Genomic DNA, 14,962 nt, shown 5'->3' with positions numbered 1-14,962 from the left:
GGGCCGCGGGCGGGCCGGGGGCCGGGGCGCGGGCCGGGTCAGGGACGGACGGCGGTGGTCGCGCGGTCGCGCATCGTCAGGTCGGGGTGCGTCGCCGCCGCGCGCCAGCCGTCCGCCGCGAGGATCGCCCGCACCGCCGCGCCCTGCCACTCCCCGTGCTCGACGATCAGCGCGCCGCCGGGATGGAGCAGCCGCAGGCCGACGCGCGAGAGCGTGCGTACGACATCCAGCCCGTCGACGCCCCCGTAGAGCGCGGCGGGCGGGTCCCAGTCGCGCACCTCCGGGTCGCGCGGGATCGCGTCGTCGGGCACGTACGGGGGGTTCGACACGACGACCGAGACCGTGCCGTCCAGCTCCGCGAAGGCGTCGGCGAGGTCGGCGAGGACGAGCCGGACGTCGCCGGGCGCGATCGCGGCGACGTTGCGCTGCGCCCACGCGAACGCGTCAGAGGACCGCTCGGCCGCGTGCACCCGCGCATGCGGCACCTCGGTGGCGAGAGCCAGCGCGATGGCCCCCGAGCCGGTGCCGAGGTCGACGGCGACGGGCGCGGGCGAAGCCGTCGCGCGCAGTGCGTCGATCGCGAGCTGGGCGACGAGCTCCGTCTCGGGGCGCGGCACGAACACCCCGGGGCCGACGCGCAGCTCGAGGTGGCGGAACGCGGCGGTGCCGGTGAGATGCTGCAGCGGCTCGCGCGCGGCGCGGCGGGCAACGAGACCGGCGACCTCGTCGCGCTGGGGGACGGATGCCGCGTCCCCGCGCAGGGCGGCGGCCATGAGCTCCCCGCGGCCGAGCCCCAGGACGTGTCCGACGATGAGCTCGGCGTCGACGTCGGGCGAGGGGACACCGGCATCCGCCAGCGTCGCCGTCGCGGCGCGCACGACGTCGGCGACGGCAGCGGGCGGACTCGTGGTCATGGGCGGCGTCCAGCCTAATCGTGATGGTTCGTCATATAGGCGACGACGAGGTCGCCGTCCCCGTACTGTGGGCGGAGACGATCCACCGAAAGGCGAAGCATGCCCGGCATCCACTCCGACATCACCACGGCGTTCGGCAACACGCCGCTCGTCCGACTCAACCACGTGACCGCCGGCGCCGGCGCCGAGGTGGTCGCCAAGCTGGAGTTCTTCAACCCCGGCTCCAGCGTCAAGGACCGGCTCGGGATCGCGCTGGTCAACGCGGCCGAGGCCGCGGGGCAGCTGTCGCCGGGAGGCACGATCGTCGAGGCGACCAGCGGCAACACCGGCATCGCGCTCTCGCTCGTCGGCGCCTCGCGCGGGTACGACGTCGTCCTCACGATGCCCTCGTCGATGTCGATCGAGCGTCGCATGCTCCTGAAGGCGTTCGGCGCGAAGCTGGTGCTCACCGACCCGGCGCTGGGCATGAAGGGCGCCGTGGCCGAGGCGGAGCGCATCGCGAGCGAGACGCCTGGCGCCATCCTCGCCAAGCAGTTCGAGAACGAGGCCAACCGGCAGATCCACCGCACGACCACCGCCGAGGAGATCTGGCGCGACACCGAGGGCGACATCGACGTGTTCGTCGCCGGTGTCGGCACCGGCGGCACGATCACCGGCGTCGGACAGGTGCTCAAGGAGCGCAAGCCCGGCGTGCGCGTCGTCGCCGTCGAGCCCGCCGCCTCTCCGCTCCTGTCGACCGGCACCCCGGGGCCGGCGAAGATCCAGGGCATCGGCCCGAACTTCGTGCCCCCGATCCTCGACACCACGGTCTACGACGAGGTCGTCACCGTGGAGTTCGAGGACGCACTGTCCACCGCGCGCGACCTCGCCGCCAAGGAGGGGCTGCTCGTGGGCATCTCCAGCGGCGCCGCGGTGTGGGCCGCCCTGCAATTGGCCGCCCGGCCCGAGAACGAGGGCAAGCGCATCGTCGTGGTCACCCCCGACACCGGAGAGCGCTACCTCTCGACCGCGCTGTTCGACGACCTGCGCGAAGACTGACGTGCCGCGCCCCGCGCGACGGTGCGAGGTCCTCGAGCGGATGCGCGAGGACCTCGCCGCGGCGAGGCTGCGCGACCCCGCGGCGCGGTCGAGCCTGGAGATCGCGCTGCTGTACCCGGGACTGCATGCGGTCTGGGCGCACCGGCTGTGGCACCGGTTGTGGGTGCGCGGCTTCCGCTTCGTCGCCCGCGCGGGGTCGCAGCTGACGCGCTGGCTCACCGGCATCGAGATCCATCCGGGCGCCACGATCGGCCGGCGCTTCTTCATCGACCACGGCATGGGCGTCGTGATCGGAGAGACCGCGGAGGTCGGCGACGACGTGATGCTCTACCACGCGGTCACCCTCGGCGGTCGTACGCGCGACGGCGGCAAACGGCATCCGACCCTCCAGGACGGCGTGGCGGTGGGCGCGGGTGCGAAGATCCTCGGGCCGATCACGATCGGTGCGGGCACGGTCGTCGGTGCGAACGCCGTCGTGACCAGGGATGCCGGGCCCGACTCCGTGCTCGTGGGCATTCCGGCGACCTCGCGCAAGCGCGTCGCCGGCGAGGACACGCGCGCGATCCTCACCGCCCCCGAGTACTACATCTGACCCGCTGCGGCGCCGGCTGTCACGATCTGCCGCGGCGCAGGCGCTCGGCCTCGCGCACCTCGCGACGGAGGAAGAGCACCGGCAGCAGCACCGTCGCCAGCGCGGTCACGACCCACACGACGACCGGTCCGAGGATCCACGACATCGCGTCGGTGATGCGGATGCCGTCGATCGGCAGCAGCACGACGATCAGGAGCGCGGCGAAGGTCGACACGATGCCGATGCCGCCCAGCAGCGCCGGAGCGGAGCGCTGGGCCACGGTCGTGATCCAGGGAGTGAGCACGCCCTGCAGCACCGCGAAGATCACCGCGCACAGGAGGAAGCCCCACCAGTGCGCCCACTCGATGTGGAAGCCGGAGAGCAGGAGGTCTGCCGCGACCAGCCCCAGGGCCGCGGACAGCAGGAAGACGAGGGTGCGGAAGAAGAAGAGGATCACGTCCCGACCCTATCGCCGCGGGGGCCGGTGTCTTCCCTCCTCGCCCGCTCTCTTCCCGGTGCCCGTGCCCTCTCCCCTCCCGTTCACTTGCCCTGGATGTACGCCGGATCCCCCAGGCGGCGTACATCCAGGGCAAGTGAACCAGGGGCAGGATGCCGGCGAACCGGGATCCGGCGCGGGCCGACGAGACCGGGCAAGACCCGGCGCGGGCCGACGAGCGGTCAGAGCGGTCGGAGCGGCCGGGAGCGGAGGGCGCTGCGCACTCGGGCGGTCAGCTCTCCGGGTGCGGTGAACAGCATCGCCCGGGTGACGCGGATGACGCGCCAGCCCAGTTCTGCCAACCGGTCGTACTTAGCGATGTCGCGGTTCCACTGCGCCGGATCCGTGCGGTGGTGGTCGCCCTCGTACTCGATGGCGATCCACCGCTCCGGATAGGCGAGATCCACGCACCCGACGAAGCGGCCGGTCTCGTCGTACACATCGTGGTCGAGCTCGGGCTCGGGCAGACCGGCATCCACGATCGTGAGCCGCGTCCACGTCTCAGGCGACGACGATGCTCCCTGCCTGCAGCGTGCGAGCGCCCCACGGAGCGCGTTGATTCCGATGCGGCGCCCGCGCTCCAGCTCGACCGCCAGATCCGCACGGGTCGCGAGCGCGTCACCGGGCGGGACACCCCACGGTCCCGGCATCCGCGGGATCCGGATGATCGCGTCCGCGATCGCCGTGAGGTCGTACGGATGCCGGACGAGCCCGCCCAACTGCGCCCACGTGCTCGCGGGCGTCGTGATCCGCAGTCCGCCGTCGGGCGTGACAGTGGTACCGACCTGCTTCGGAGAGAGCTGATGCCCGCGCACCCCGCGTCCGCGCGGCGCCCTCGCCGGCGCGAGCACCGAGACGTCCAGGTCATCGGGTGCCAGCCCGGGCAGGCCCCACAAGACCGCCGCCGTCTGATGCGAGAAGAACTCACCGGTGTGCATATGGGCCGCGAAGTGTCGCGCTGCCCGTCGCAGCCTGCGGCGGGCGAGGTCACGCGGATGCTCGTCATGGTCGACGCGATCTGCGACCGCACGCAACCCGGCGAATGGACGCTCCCACCCGGGATCGTCGATGCGACGGCGACTGAGCCCGTCGCGGCGCAGCTCCCCGACGCGGAAGGCCGTCGGCGGCGCCTGAGTCGTATGTACGTCCACACGCCGATCATGCCGACCAGCGTCCGGTCGCGGCAGGAGTTGTCCACAGCCCCTCCTGTTCACTTGCCCTGGATGTACGCCGTAGCGCCGTTCAGACGTACATCCAGGGCAAGTGAACGGGGAGGGGGGTCGCCAGCGAGGCTGGCGCGGCAGATCAGGCGTCGGCGCCGAGCGCGGCCAGACGCGCCTCCTCGTCGGCGGCGATGCACGACTCGATCACCGGGTCGAGCGCGCCGCCCAGCACCTGGTCGAGGTTGTACGCCTTGTACCCGGTGCGATGGTCGGCGATGCGGTTCTCCGGGAAGTTGTACGTGCGGATGCGCTCGGAGCGGTCCATGCCGCGGATCTGCGAACGGCGGGCGTCGGAGGCGGCGGCATCCCGCTCCTCCTGCTGCTTCGCGAGCAGCCGAGCACGCAGCACCCGCATGCCGGCCTCGCGGTTCTGCAGCTGCGACTTCTCGTTCTGCATCGAGACGACGATGCCGGTCGGCAGGTGCGTGATGCGCACCGCCGAATCGGTCGTGTTCACCGACTGCCCGCCCGGGCCCGACGACCGGAAGACGTCGACCTTCAGGTCGCCCGGGTCGATCTGGATCTCCTCGGGCTCATCGACCTCGGGGAAGACCAGCACGCCCGTCGTCGACGTGTGGATACGCCCCTGCGACTCGGTCGCGGGCACACGCTGCACGCGGTGCACGCCGCCCTCGTACTTCAGGTGCGCCCACACACCCTGCGACGAATCGGAGCCGGAGCCCTTGATGGCGACCTGCACCTCCTTGTAGCCGCCGAGGTCGGACTCGCTGCGCTCCAGCAGCTCGGTCCGCCACCCCTTCGACGCCGCGTACTGCAGGTACATGCGCAGAAGGTCCGCGGCGAACAGCGCGCTCTCCGCTCCGCCTTCGCCCTGCTTGATCTCCAGGATCACATCGCGCGCGTCGTCGGGATCTCGCGGGATCAGCAGGCGCCGCAGCCGCTCATACGCCCCGGCGAGCCGCGCTTCGAGCTCCGGCACCTCGGCGGCGAACGCCTCGTCCTCGCGGGCGAGCTCGCGCGCGGCATCCAGATCGGCGGATGCCGCCGCCCACGCATCGTGCGCCGCCACGACCTTCGACAACTCCGCGTACCGGCGATTCACCCGCCGGGCGCGCGCCGCGTCGGCGTGCACAGCCGCATCGGCGAGCTCGTCCTGGACGGCCTTGTGCTCCTCGATCAGCGCGCGGACCGAGTCGAACATCGCAGGCTCGCTCATGACGGAGGGCGCGCCGGCTCAGCGGATGCCGTTGTCGTGCCCGTGACCGTTGCCGTGCCCGGCCGCCGGAGCCGGGACCGACTTCTGCATCTGCACGAGGAACTCGACGTTCGACTGGGTCTCCTTGAGCTTGCCGAGCACGACCTCCAGCGCCTGCTGCGGGTCGAGGCCGGCGAGGGCGCGCCGCAGCTTCCACGTGATCTTGACCTCGTCGGGGCTCATCAGCATCTCCTCGCGGCGCGTGGACGACGCGTTCACGTCGACGGCGGGGAAGATGCGCTTGTCGGCGAGCTGGCGCGACAGGCGCAGCTCGCTGTTGCCGGTGCCCTTGAACTCCTCGAAGATGACGTCGTCCATCTTCGAGCCGGTCTCCACGAGCGCGGTGGCCAGGATCGTGAGCGATCCGCCGTTCTCGATGTTGCGCGCGGCGCCGAAGAAGCGCTTCGGCGGGTACAGCGCCGAGGCGTCCACACCACCGGTGAGCACCCGGCCCGACGTGGGCGCCGAGATGTTGTACGCGCGACCGAGGCGCGTGATCGAGTCGAGCAGCACGACCACGTCACGGCCCAGCTCCACCAGGCGCTTGGCGCGCTCGATGGCGAGCTCGGCGACCGTGGTGTGATCCTCGGCCGGGCGGTCGAAGGTGGAGGCCACGACCTCGCCCTTGACGGTGCGCTGCATGTCGGTGACCTCCTCGGGGCGCTCGTCGACGAGCACGACCATGAGGTGGACCTCGGGGTTGTTGATCGCGATCGCGTTCGCGATCTGCTGCAGCACGATCGTCTTGCCCGCCTTGGGCGGGGCGACGATGAGGCCGCGCTGCCCCTTGCCGATCGGGGCGACGAGGTCGATGATGCGCTGGGTGAGCTTCTCCGGCGCGGTCTCCAGGCGCAGACGCTCCTGCGGGTAGAGCGGGGTGAGCGCGCCGAACTCGACGCGGCCTGCGGCGTCGTCGACCGACAGCCCGTTGATCGCGTCGACCTTCACGAGCGCGTTGTACTTCTGGCGCCCGGACTGCTCGCCCTCGCGGGGCTGCTTGATCGCTCCGACGACGGCGTCGCCCTTGCGCAGGTGGTACTTCTTGACCTGACCGAGCGACACGTAGACGTCGCTGGGACCGGCGAGGTAGCCGGTCGTGCGGACGAACGCGTAGTTGTCGAGCACGTCCAGAATGCCGGCGATCGGGATGAGCACGTCGTCCTCGCCGATCTCGGTCTCGAACTCGTCGCCTTGACCCGCCTGACCACGGCGCTTGCCGCGCTGACGGCCGCGTGCGTTGCCGCCGGCCGCCTCCTCCTCGGGCTCCGCCTTCGCCGGCTCGCCACCGTTCTGGGTGGCCTCGGGCTTCTGGTTGTTGCGGTTGCGGTTGCGCGAACGGCTGCGGCTGCGGCTGCGCGCGGGCGTCTCGCCCTCGGCGGACGCCGGGCTCTCGACCGGCTCGCCGGCCGAGGCTTCGGGGGCGGGCTCCGGTGTGGTGGCGGGCTCGGAGTCGGCGGCGGCATCCGGCTGCGCGGCGGCCACGGGCTGCCCTTCAGTCTCTGCGGGCTGCTCGGGCTGCTCTGCGGCTGCCTCGCCGGCGAGGGGAGCATCGGATGCCGGGGCCTCCGGCTCGGCGACGGGAGCCTCGTCCTCGACCGTCTCGCCGATGGCGGTCGGCTCGACCGGCGCGTCGGCGATCTCGGCGGGCGGGCTCACGACCTCGGGCGCCTGCTCCGGGCCGGCCGCTCCCGAGCTCTTCGCGCGGCGCGGGGCGCGCTTGCGCGGCGTCGTGGCGGCGGGGGCGGAAGTGGCACCCTCGGCGGCGGGAGTAGCACCCTCGGCGGCGGGAGTAGCACCCTCGGCGGGGGAAGTGGCACCCTCGGCGGGGGAAGTGGCACCCTCGGCGGGGGCGGCGATGGTCTGGGTGTCGGAGATGGACTCCACGAGTCTCCCTTGCAACGTGTGGACATGACAGAACCGCAGCTGGCGCCGTCCACGACGGGCGCCGATCTCCCGCGCTCTGGCCGCGTCCAAGAAGGACGACGGGCCGAGCGAGGGGGTTATGCGGTGGTTCGCAGAATTGCGACGGAGGCCAGATTCACGTGATCACGTGGAACCCTCCGCGTACTCCCTCACTGTAGCACCCTTGAAATCAACGGCCAGCATGAGGGCGTCCCACGGTGTGTCCGTAGCCGATGCCGCGACCTCCGCCGCGCCCAGGCGCCGCCCCGGTCCATCGGCGAGCACGAGCACGCTGGGCCCCGCCCCGGAGACGACCGCCGCGTAGCCGTGCTCGCGCAGGGCCCGCACGAGCCGGTCGGTCTCGGGCATCGCCTGCGCGCGGTAGGACTGGTGGAGCTTGTCCTCGGTGGCCGCCAGCAGCAGCTCAGGGCTCTGGGTCAGCGCCGCGATCAGCAGCGCCGAGCGCGACACGTTGAAGACGGCATCCTCCCGCGGCACCTGCAGCGGCGCGAGCTCGCGCGCCGCGCTCGTGGACATCGTGAACGCCGGGACGAACACCAGCGGCGAGACGCCGCGGTGCACCAGCAGCTTCTTGTGCCGCGGGCCGTCCTCGTCCATCCAGGCGATCGTGAGCCCGCCGAACAGCGCCGGCGCGACGTTGTCGGGGTGCCCCTCCAGCTCGGTGGCCAGACGCAGCAGCGCCTCCGGGCCGAGCTCCACGTCTCCGGCGAGCAGCCCCTTGGCCGCCAGCAGCCCCGCCACCACCGCAGCGCCCGAGGATCCGAGTCCCCGCCCGTGCGGGATGACGTTGCGGGCGGCCAGGTGCACGCCCGGCATCGGACGACTGCATGCCTCGAACGCGTACGCCATCGCCCGCACGACCAGGTGCGAGTCGTCGTGGGGCACGTCGTCGGCGCCCTCCCCGGTCACCGAGATCTCCACGCGCCGCCCCGGCAGCGTCGTGACGGTGAGCTCGTCGTACACGCTCAGCGCGAGGCCGAGCGTGTCGAAGCCCGGCCCCAGGTTGGCGCTGGTGGCCGGCACCCGCACCGCGACGGTGCGACCGCCCTCGCCCCCCACTAGCCCTCCTGGACCGGCACGAGGCCCAGCAGCGACGCGACCTCGCTCGTCGAGGCGTCCACGACCGTGGGCTCCACCGTCGTGCCGTCGGCGTCGCGCAGCGCCCACTGCGGGTCCTTCAGCCCGTGGCCGGTGACCGTCAGCACCACGCGCGACCCGGCCGGCACCGCGCCGGCCTCGGCGCGCTCGAGCAGGCCCGCGACGCTGATGGCCGATGCCGGCTCGACGAACACGCCGGCGGTGGCGGCGAGCAGCTTCTGCGCGGCGAGGATGCGGGTGTCGTCGATCGCGCCGAACCAGCCGTTGGTGGCATCCCGCGCCTGAAGGGCCAGGTCCCACGAGGCCGGGTTTCCGATGCGGATCGCGGTGGCGATGGTCTCGGGAGTGCGCACGATCTCGCCGCGCACGATCGGCGCCGAGCCCTCGGCCTGGAAGCCGAACATGCGCGGCACGCGGGTGGCGGCGCCGCGCGCGGCCTCCTCGCCGTACCCGCGCGAGTACGCGGTGTAGTTGCCCGCGTTGCCCACCGGGATGAAGTGGAAGTCGGGCGCGTCGCCCAGCTGGCTGACGATCTCGTACGCCGCGGTCTTCTGCCCCTCGATGCGGTCGGGATTGACCGAGTTGACCAGGTGCACCGGATAGTGCTCGGCCAGCTCGCGGGCGATCTCGAGGCAGTCGTCGAAGTTGCCGCGCACCTGGATCAGGCGCCCGTCGTGGATGACCGCCTGACTGAGCTTGCCCATCGCGATCTTGCCCTCGGGCACCAGTACCGCCGCGGTGATGCCGGCGTTCGCAGCGTACGCGGCGGCCGAGGCCGACGTGTTCCCCGTCGAGGCGCAGATCACCGCCTTCGCACCGTGCTCGACCGCGCGCGAGAGCGCCACGGTCATGCCGCGGTCCTTGAACGACCCGGTCGGGTTCATGCCCTCGAACTTGATCCACGCGTCGGTGCCGGTCAGCTGCGAGATCGCCCGCGCCGGGATCAACGGCGTGCCGCCCTCGCCGAGAGTCACCACCGTCGAGGCGTCGGTCACGCCGAGCCGGTCGGCGAACTCCCGCATCACTCCGCGCCATACCTGTGCCATGTCAGTCTCCTTCCACCCGCAGGACCGAGACGACGCGTCGTACGACGCCGCTCGCTCCGAGCCGGTCAACCGTGTCGCTCAGATCCTGTTCCCGAGCGGTGTGCGTTCCGATGATGATGCGCGCGCGGCCCACTCGATCGTCTGCCGCCTGCGGGCGCGCGGCGTCGGCCACGAGCACCGTCTGCTCGACGGTGGCGATCGACACGCGGCCCTCGCTGAGGATGCCGGCCACCGTGGCCAGCACGCCCGGCCGGTCGTCGACGTCGAGCGAGATCTGATAGCGCGTCGTGACGTGCCCGATGGGCGCCGCCGGCAGGTTCGCCCGCGTGGACTCCCCCACACCCACGCCGCCTGCGATGTGGCGCCGAGCGGCCGATACGACGTCGCCGAGCACGGCCGAGGCGGTCTGCACGCCGCCCGCGCCCGCGCCGTAGAACATGAGGTCGCCGGCGGCCTCGGCCTGCACGAACACCGCGTTGTTGGCCCCGTGGACGCTCGCCAGCGGATGGTCGCGCGGCACGAGCGCCGGGTAGACGCGCGCCGAGATGGCCTCGCCGGTGGGCGAGACGTCGAACTCGCCGGTGAGGCGTTCGCACACCGCGAGCAGCTTGATGACGTAGCCGGCGTGGCGCGCGGCATCCATCATCACCTGGTCCACGTCGGTGATGCCCTCCCGGTGCACCGCCTCCAGCGGCACCGACGTGTGGAAGGCGAGGCTCGCGAGGATGGCCGCCTTCTGCGCAGCGTCGTAGCCCTCGACGTCGCCGCTGGGGTCGGCCTCGGCGTAGCCGAGCGCCTGCGCGTCGGCGAGCACGTCGGCGAACTCCGCGCCCTCGCGGTCCATGCGGTCGAGGATGTAGTTGGTCGTCCCGTTGACGATGCCCATGATGCGCTGCACCCGGTCGCCGGCGAGCGAGTCGCGCAGCGGCCGGATGATCGGGATCGCCCCGGCCGCGGCGGCCTCGTAGTAGACGGATGCCCCGACCTGGTCGGCCGCGTCGAACAGCTCGGCGCCGTGCGTGGCCAGCAGCGCCTTGTTGCCGGTGACCACGTCGGCGCCCGAGTTCAGCGCCTGCAGGATGAGCGTGCGGGCCGGCTCGATGCCGCCCATGAGCTCGATCACGATGTCGGCGCCGACGATGAGCGATTCGGCATCCGTCGTCAGCAGCTCCCGCGGCAGGTCGGTGTCGCGCGGCGCGTCGAGGTCGCGCACGACGATGCCGACGAGATCCAGCGCCGCGCCGGCACGGTCGGCCAGCTCGTCGCCGTGCTTGAGCAGCAGGGCGGCCACCTGGGAGCCGACGGAGCCGGCGCCCAGCAGTGCCACGCGGAGGCGGCGGTAGTCGATCATTCGGAGTCCTCGTCGGTGAGTTCGGCAGGGATGCCGGCATCGCGTGCCAGCAGGTCTGCGACGGTCTCGCCGCGCACGATCACGCGGGCGGCGCCGTCGCCGACGGCCACGACCGGCGGCCGCGGCACGTAGTTGTAGTTGCTCGCGAGCGAGAAGCAGTACGCGCCGGTCGCCGGCACGGCCACGAGATCGCCCGGGGTGACGTCGCCGGGAAGGTAGTCGGCATCCACCACGATGTCACCCGACTCGCAGTGCAGGCCCACCACACGGGTGAGCTCCGGGGCTGCGGTGCTCGTGCGCGAGACGATGCGGGCGGAGTAGTCGGCGCCGTACAGCGCGCGGCGGGCGTTGTCGCTCATGCCGCCGTCGACGCTCACGTACAGCCGCTGCAGGTCGTCGGAAACGCGCACGGGCTTGACCGTGCCGACCTCGTAGAGGGTCACTCCTGCCCGCCCGACGATCGTGCGCCCCGGTTCGAAGGCGAGGTCGGGCACCGGGATGCCGCGCACCTCGCACTCGCGCGCCACGGCGCCGACGATGCCGGCGGCGAGCCGGTCGATGGGCGTCGGGGCGTCGACCGAGGTGTAGGCGATGCCGAAACCGCCGCCGAGGTTCAGCAGTGGCACCTCTCCCCCTTCGAGGAGCTCGGCGTGCAGCTCGACGACGCGGGCCGCGGACTGCTCGAACCCGGCGGCGCCGAAGATCTGCGACCCGATGTGACAGTGCAGGCCGACGAACCGCAGCGACGGGAGCTCCCGGATGCGGGCGACCGCGGCGGGGGCGTCGGCGAGCGCGAACCCGAACTTCTGGTCCTCGTGGGCGGTGGCGAGGAAGTCGTGCGTCTCGGCGTGCACGCCGCTGGTGACCCGCACCAGCACGTCCTGCACCCGGCCGCGGCGCGCCGCGACGACCGCGAGGCGCTCCAGCTCGATCGAGCTGTCCACGACGATCGACCCGACGCCGATGTCGACGGCTCTGGCGAGCAGGGCGACGGACTTGTTGTTTCCGTGCAGGCCCAGCCGGGCGGGATCCGCGCCGGCGGCCAGCGCCACGGCGAGCTCCCCGCCGGTGGCGACGTCGACGGCGAGGCCCGCCTCGGTCACCCAGCGCACGACCTCGGTGCACAGGAACGCCTTGCCGGCGTAGTAGACGCGCGCCTGCACACCGTGCTCGGCGGCGGCGGAGCGGAACGCGTCGAGCACCTCGCGCGCGCGGGCGCGCACCGCCTGCTCGTCGAGCACGTACAACGGCGTGCCGAACCTCTCGCGCAGCGCCGTCACGGCCACCCCGCCCACCGAGACGACGCCGTGCGCGTCGCGCTGCGCCGACGGCGGCCACACCTGCTCGTCGAGCGCATTGGCGTCAGCGGGGGTCACGAGCCAATCGGGGACGAGCGGGCGGGCGGATGACACGAGCGGGACCAATCGGGGAACGTCGGGGCGTGCGGGGCGTGCGACGGCCCGGGCAGTCCTCAAAGTCTAGGACACCCGCCGCGCCGAGCCCGACGGCACGACGCCGTCAGGAACAGCTGCCCTTCTGCTGCAGCGCCGGATCGTTCACGATGCGCCCGTCGACGGCGACGGCCACCGAGAGCGCGTCGTCCGCGACGGTCACGCCGGTGAGCGTGACCCCGGCGGGGAGGGAGTCCGCGACGCACACGTGCCAGTCGCGCAGCACCGACCCGGCGACGGGACCGAACCGCTGCGTGAGCTCTTCGGCGGAGACCTTCGTCCCGCCGATCTGCAGCTCGGTGGGAGTGAGGACGAGCCGGCCGTCCTGGGCGCCCGGCGTGAGCGACACCCCGACCGGCACATCGACCCCGAGGAAGGTCAGGGGAAAGGTCAGGGCCACCTGCGACGGAGCGAGCGTGACGGTGGCCGACGGCATCCCGTCCACCGTCGCCAGGAGGGCGCGCAGCTGCTGCTGGTCGAGGGTCAGTCGGGCGTCGGCGGATGCCAGGTCGCCGCCGCCGCGGGTGGGCACCCCTTTCGCGTGCACGACCATGTCGCCGGTGATGCCGCCCAGCGACACGTCGTCGGAGGAGACGGTGAGCTCGTCCAGGCGCCCGGCGATCAGCTGCGTAAGCACGGAACCGGCGATCTCGACGTCGATCCGCTGGTCGGCGGGCAGCTCCAGCTGTTTCACGATCTGCTCGCGGACCACGCCCGCGACGATCCCCCGGGCCACCTGCTCCCCCAGGAGCCACGCGCCGACGGCGAGCAGCGCCACGACGACGGCCGCGATCGCCCACCGCACGCCGCGGCGGCCCCGCCGGGCGCGCGAACCGGGGTTCGCGGCGATCCACTGCGCCGCCGGATCGGCCGGCCGGGTCTCAGCGCCCATCTGTCACATCCGCTCCGGCGCACTCACGCCCAGCAGGCCCAGTCCGTTGCGCAGCACCTGACCGGTGGCGTCGTTGAGCCACAGCCGCGTGCGGTGCAGGTCGGTGACCTCCGCGTCGCCCAGCGGCGTGACGCGGCAGCTGTCGTACCAGCGGTGGTAGAGGCCGGCGAGCTCCTCCAGGTAGCGGGCCACGCGGTGAGGCTCGCGCACCTCGGCGGCGTGGGAGAGCACGCGCGGGAACTCCTGCAGGGCGCCCAGGAGCGCCGACTCGGTCTCGTGGTCCAGCAGCTCGGGGGCGAACGCGTCGCGCGCCACGCCGACGGCCGCGGCGTTCCGGGCCACGTTGTGCGTGCGCGCGTGCGCGTACTGCACGTAGAACACCGGGTTGTCGTTCGTGCGCCGCTGCAGGACGTCGAGGTCGATGTCGAGGTTCGAGTCGGTCGAGCTGCGCGTGAGGGCGTAGCGGGCGGCATCCGTCCCCACGATCTCGACGAGATCCTCGAGCGTGACGACGGTGCCGGCACGCTTGGACATGCGCATCGGCTGGCCGTCCTTGACCAGGTTCACCATCTGGCCGATGAGGATCTGCAGGTTCACCCCGGGCTCGTCGCCGAACGCGGCGCACATCGCCATCATCCGTTTGACGTAGCCGTGGTGGTCGGCGCCGAGCATGACGATGCAGCGGTTGAAGCCGCGCTCGCGCTTGTCGAGGTAGTAGGCGAGGTCGCCGGAGATATAGGCGGGCTGCCCGTCGCTCTTGATGACGACGCGGTCCTTGTCGTCGCCGAAGGCGGTGGTGCGCAGCCACGTGGCGCCGTCCTGCTCGAAGATGTGGCCGAGCTCGCGCAGGCGCGCGACGGCGCGCTGGACCGCGCCGGAGTCGTGCAGGTCGTTCTCGTGGAAGTACACGTCGAAGTCGACGCCGAACTCGTGCAGGCTCTGCCTGATCTCGTCGAACATGAACCCGACGCCGAGCGCGCGGAACGCCTCCTGCTTGGCTTCCGGGTCGAGAGCGTCGAGGTCGCCGTCGTAGGCGAGGGCGACGCGGCGCGCGATGTCGGCGATGTAGCCGCCGCCGTAGCCGTCCTCGGGCGTGGGCCGGCCCTCGTGCGCGGCGACGAGACTGCGCGCGAAGCGGTCGATCTGCGCGCCGTGGTCGTTGAAGTAATACTCGCGGGTCACGTGCGCGCCCTGGCTGGCGAGAATCCGCGCCAGGGCGTCGCCCACGGCCGCCCACCGCGTGCCGCCGAGGTGGATCGGCCCGGTCGGGTTGGCGCTCACGAACTCCAGGTCGATGACCTCGTCGGCGCGGCTGTCGTTGGCGCCGAAGGCGGCGCCCGCCTCGACGATGGTCTTGGCGAGCGCGCCGGCGGCCGCGGCATCCAGGCGGATGTTGATGAAGCCGGGGCCGGCGACCTCGACGGATGCCACGCCCGGCGTCTCGGCCAGGGCTGTGGCGATCTCCGTGGCGAACTCGCGGGGATTCGCGCCCACGGTCTTGGCCAGCTTGAGCGCGGCGTTGGAGGCCCAGTCGCCGTGGTCGCGGTTGCGCGGACGCTCCAGCACGAGGTCGGCGGCGGTCAGTCCGGCGCTCGATCCGGGGCGGCGCGCCTCGGCGAGCGGGGCGATGACGGCGAGCAGGGCTTCGGCGAGGGCGTCAGGTGTCATAGCCGCACCAGTCTACGTTTCGCCGCCGCGCGGTCCCCGCGTCGCGGGCTCTCGCCCGCGGCCAGCACCCGCGAG

At 72.4% G+C, this 14,962-nt stretch carries 13 protein-coding genes; 2 read left to right on the top strand and 11 right to left on the bottom strand.

All coding sequences use genetic code 11. The features are described 5' to 3' along the window. Window positions 1-38: 38 nt before the first annotated feature. Window positions 39-914 (bottom strand): peptide chain release factor N(5)-glutamine methyltransferase, encoded by an 876-nt coding sequence (gene prmC, locus QM641_RS07120; protein WP_415114886.1) that lies wholly within the window; start codon window positions 912-914, stop codon window positions 39-41. A 99-nt stretch (window positions 915-1,013) separates the two neighbouring features. On the opposite strand from prmC, the gene cysK reads away from it, so the two are divergent. Together cysK and epsC are read left to right on the top strand one after the other, a co-directional pair. After that, window positions 1,014-1,952 (top strand): cysteine synthase A, encoded by a 939-nt coding sequence (gene cysK / locus QM641_RS07115; protein WP_415114884.1) that lies wholly within the window; start codon window positions 1,014-1,016, stop codon window positions 1,950-1,952. A gap of 40 nt (window positions 1,953-1,992) precedes the next feature. Further along, window positions 1,993-2,544 (top strand): serine O-acetyltransferase EpsC, encoded by a 552-nt coding sequence (gene epsC, locus QM641_RS07110; RefSeq protein WP_415114892.1) that lies wholly within the window; start codon window positions 1,993-1,995, stop codon window positions 2,542-2,544. A 19-nt stretch (window positions 2,545-2,563) separates the two neighbouring features. Here the strand turns inward: epsC and QM641_RS07105 are convergent, their stop codons facing one another. The 10 genes from QM641_RS07105 to argS form a co-directional block, all read right to left on the bottom strand. Beyond that, window positions 2,564-2,980, bottom strand: coding sequence for a hypothetical protein (locus QM641_RS07105; protein WP_415114882.1), 417 nt, complete (start codon window positions 2,978-2,980; stop codon window positions 2,564-2,566). Between the two features lie 221 nt (window positions 2,981-3,201). Continuing rightward, window positions 3,202-4,170 (bottom strand): endonuclease domain-containing protein, encoded by a 969-nt coding sequence (locus QM641_RS07100; protein ID WP_415114880.1) that lies wholly within the window; start codon window positions 4,168-4,170, stop codon window positions 3,202-3,204. Window positions 4,171-4,324: 154 nt separating this feature from the next. Beyond that, on the bottom strand, window positions 4,325-5,404 hold the full coding sequence (gene prfA / locus QM641_RS07095) for a peptide chain release factor 1 (protein WP_415114890.1): 1,080 nt from the start codon (window positions 5,402-5,404) through the stop codon (window positions 4,325-4,327). Window positions 5,405-5,437: 33 nt separating this feature from the next. Continuing rightward, a complete protein-coding gene (rho, locus tag QM641_RS07090) occupies window positions 5,438-7,381 on the bottom strand; it encodes a transcription termination factor Rho (RefSeq protein WP_415114888.1) in 1,944 nt (647 codons plus the stop codon). Between the two features lie 123 nt (window positions 7,382-7,504). Continuing rightward, entirely contained in the window at window positions 7,505-8,440 is a 936-nt protein-coding gene (thrB, locus tag QM641_RS07085; protein ID WP_415114878.1) for a homoserine kinase, read from the bottom strand. Further along, window positions 8,440-9,525, bottom strand: coding sequence for a threonine synthase (gene thrC, locus QM641_RS07080; RefSeq protein ID WP_415114876.1), 1,086 nt, complete (start codon window positions 9,523-9,525; stop codon window positions 8,440-8,442). Before thrC ends, thrB begins: the two co-directional genes overlap by 1 nt. Window position 9,526: 1 nt before the next feature. After that, window positions 9,527-10,876: a homoserine dehydrogenase gene (locus tag QM641_RS07075; protein WP_415114874.1), complete on the bottom strand. Its 1,350-nt coding sequence runs from the start codon at window positions 10,874-10,876 to the stop codon at window positions 9,527-9,529. Next, window positions 10,873-12,300, bottom strand: a complete 1,428-nt coding sequence (gene lysA / locus QM641_RS07070) for a diaminopimelate decarboxylase (RefSeq protein WP_415114872.1) — start codon at window positions 12,298-12,300, stop codon at window positions 10,873-10,875. Before lysA ends, QM641_RS07075 begins: the two co-directional genes overlap by 4 nt. A 94-nt stretch (window positions 12,301-12,394) precedes the next feature. After that, the gene (locus QM641_RS07065) at window positions 12,395-13,219 is read right to left on the bottom strand and encodes a DUF2993 domain-containing protein (protein WP_415114870.1); all 825 of its coding nucleotides are present in this window, start codon (window positions 13,217-13,219) and stop codon (window positions 12,395-12,397) included. 3 nt (window positions 13,220-13,222) lie between these two features. Next, window positions 13,223-14,887: an arginine--tRNA ligase gene (gene argS / locus QM641_RS07060; protein ID WP_415114868.1), complete on the bottom strand. Its 1,665-nt coding sequence runs from the start codon at window positions 14,885-14,887 to the stop codon at window positions 13,223-13,225. Window positions 14,888-14,962 lie beyond the last annotated feature (75 nt).

It is taken from the genome of Microbacterium sp. (assembly GCF_047605725.1).
GTDB lineage: Bacteria > Actinomycetota > Actinomycetes > Actinomycetales > Microbacteriaceae > Microbacterium.
Note: the sequence above shows the minus strand (reverse complement) of the source record. Positions and strands in the feature narration are given on the sequence as shown.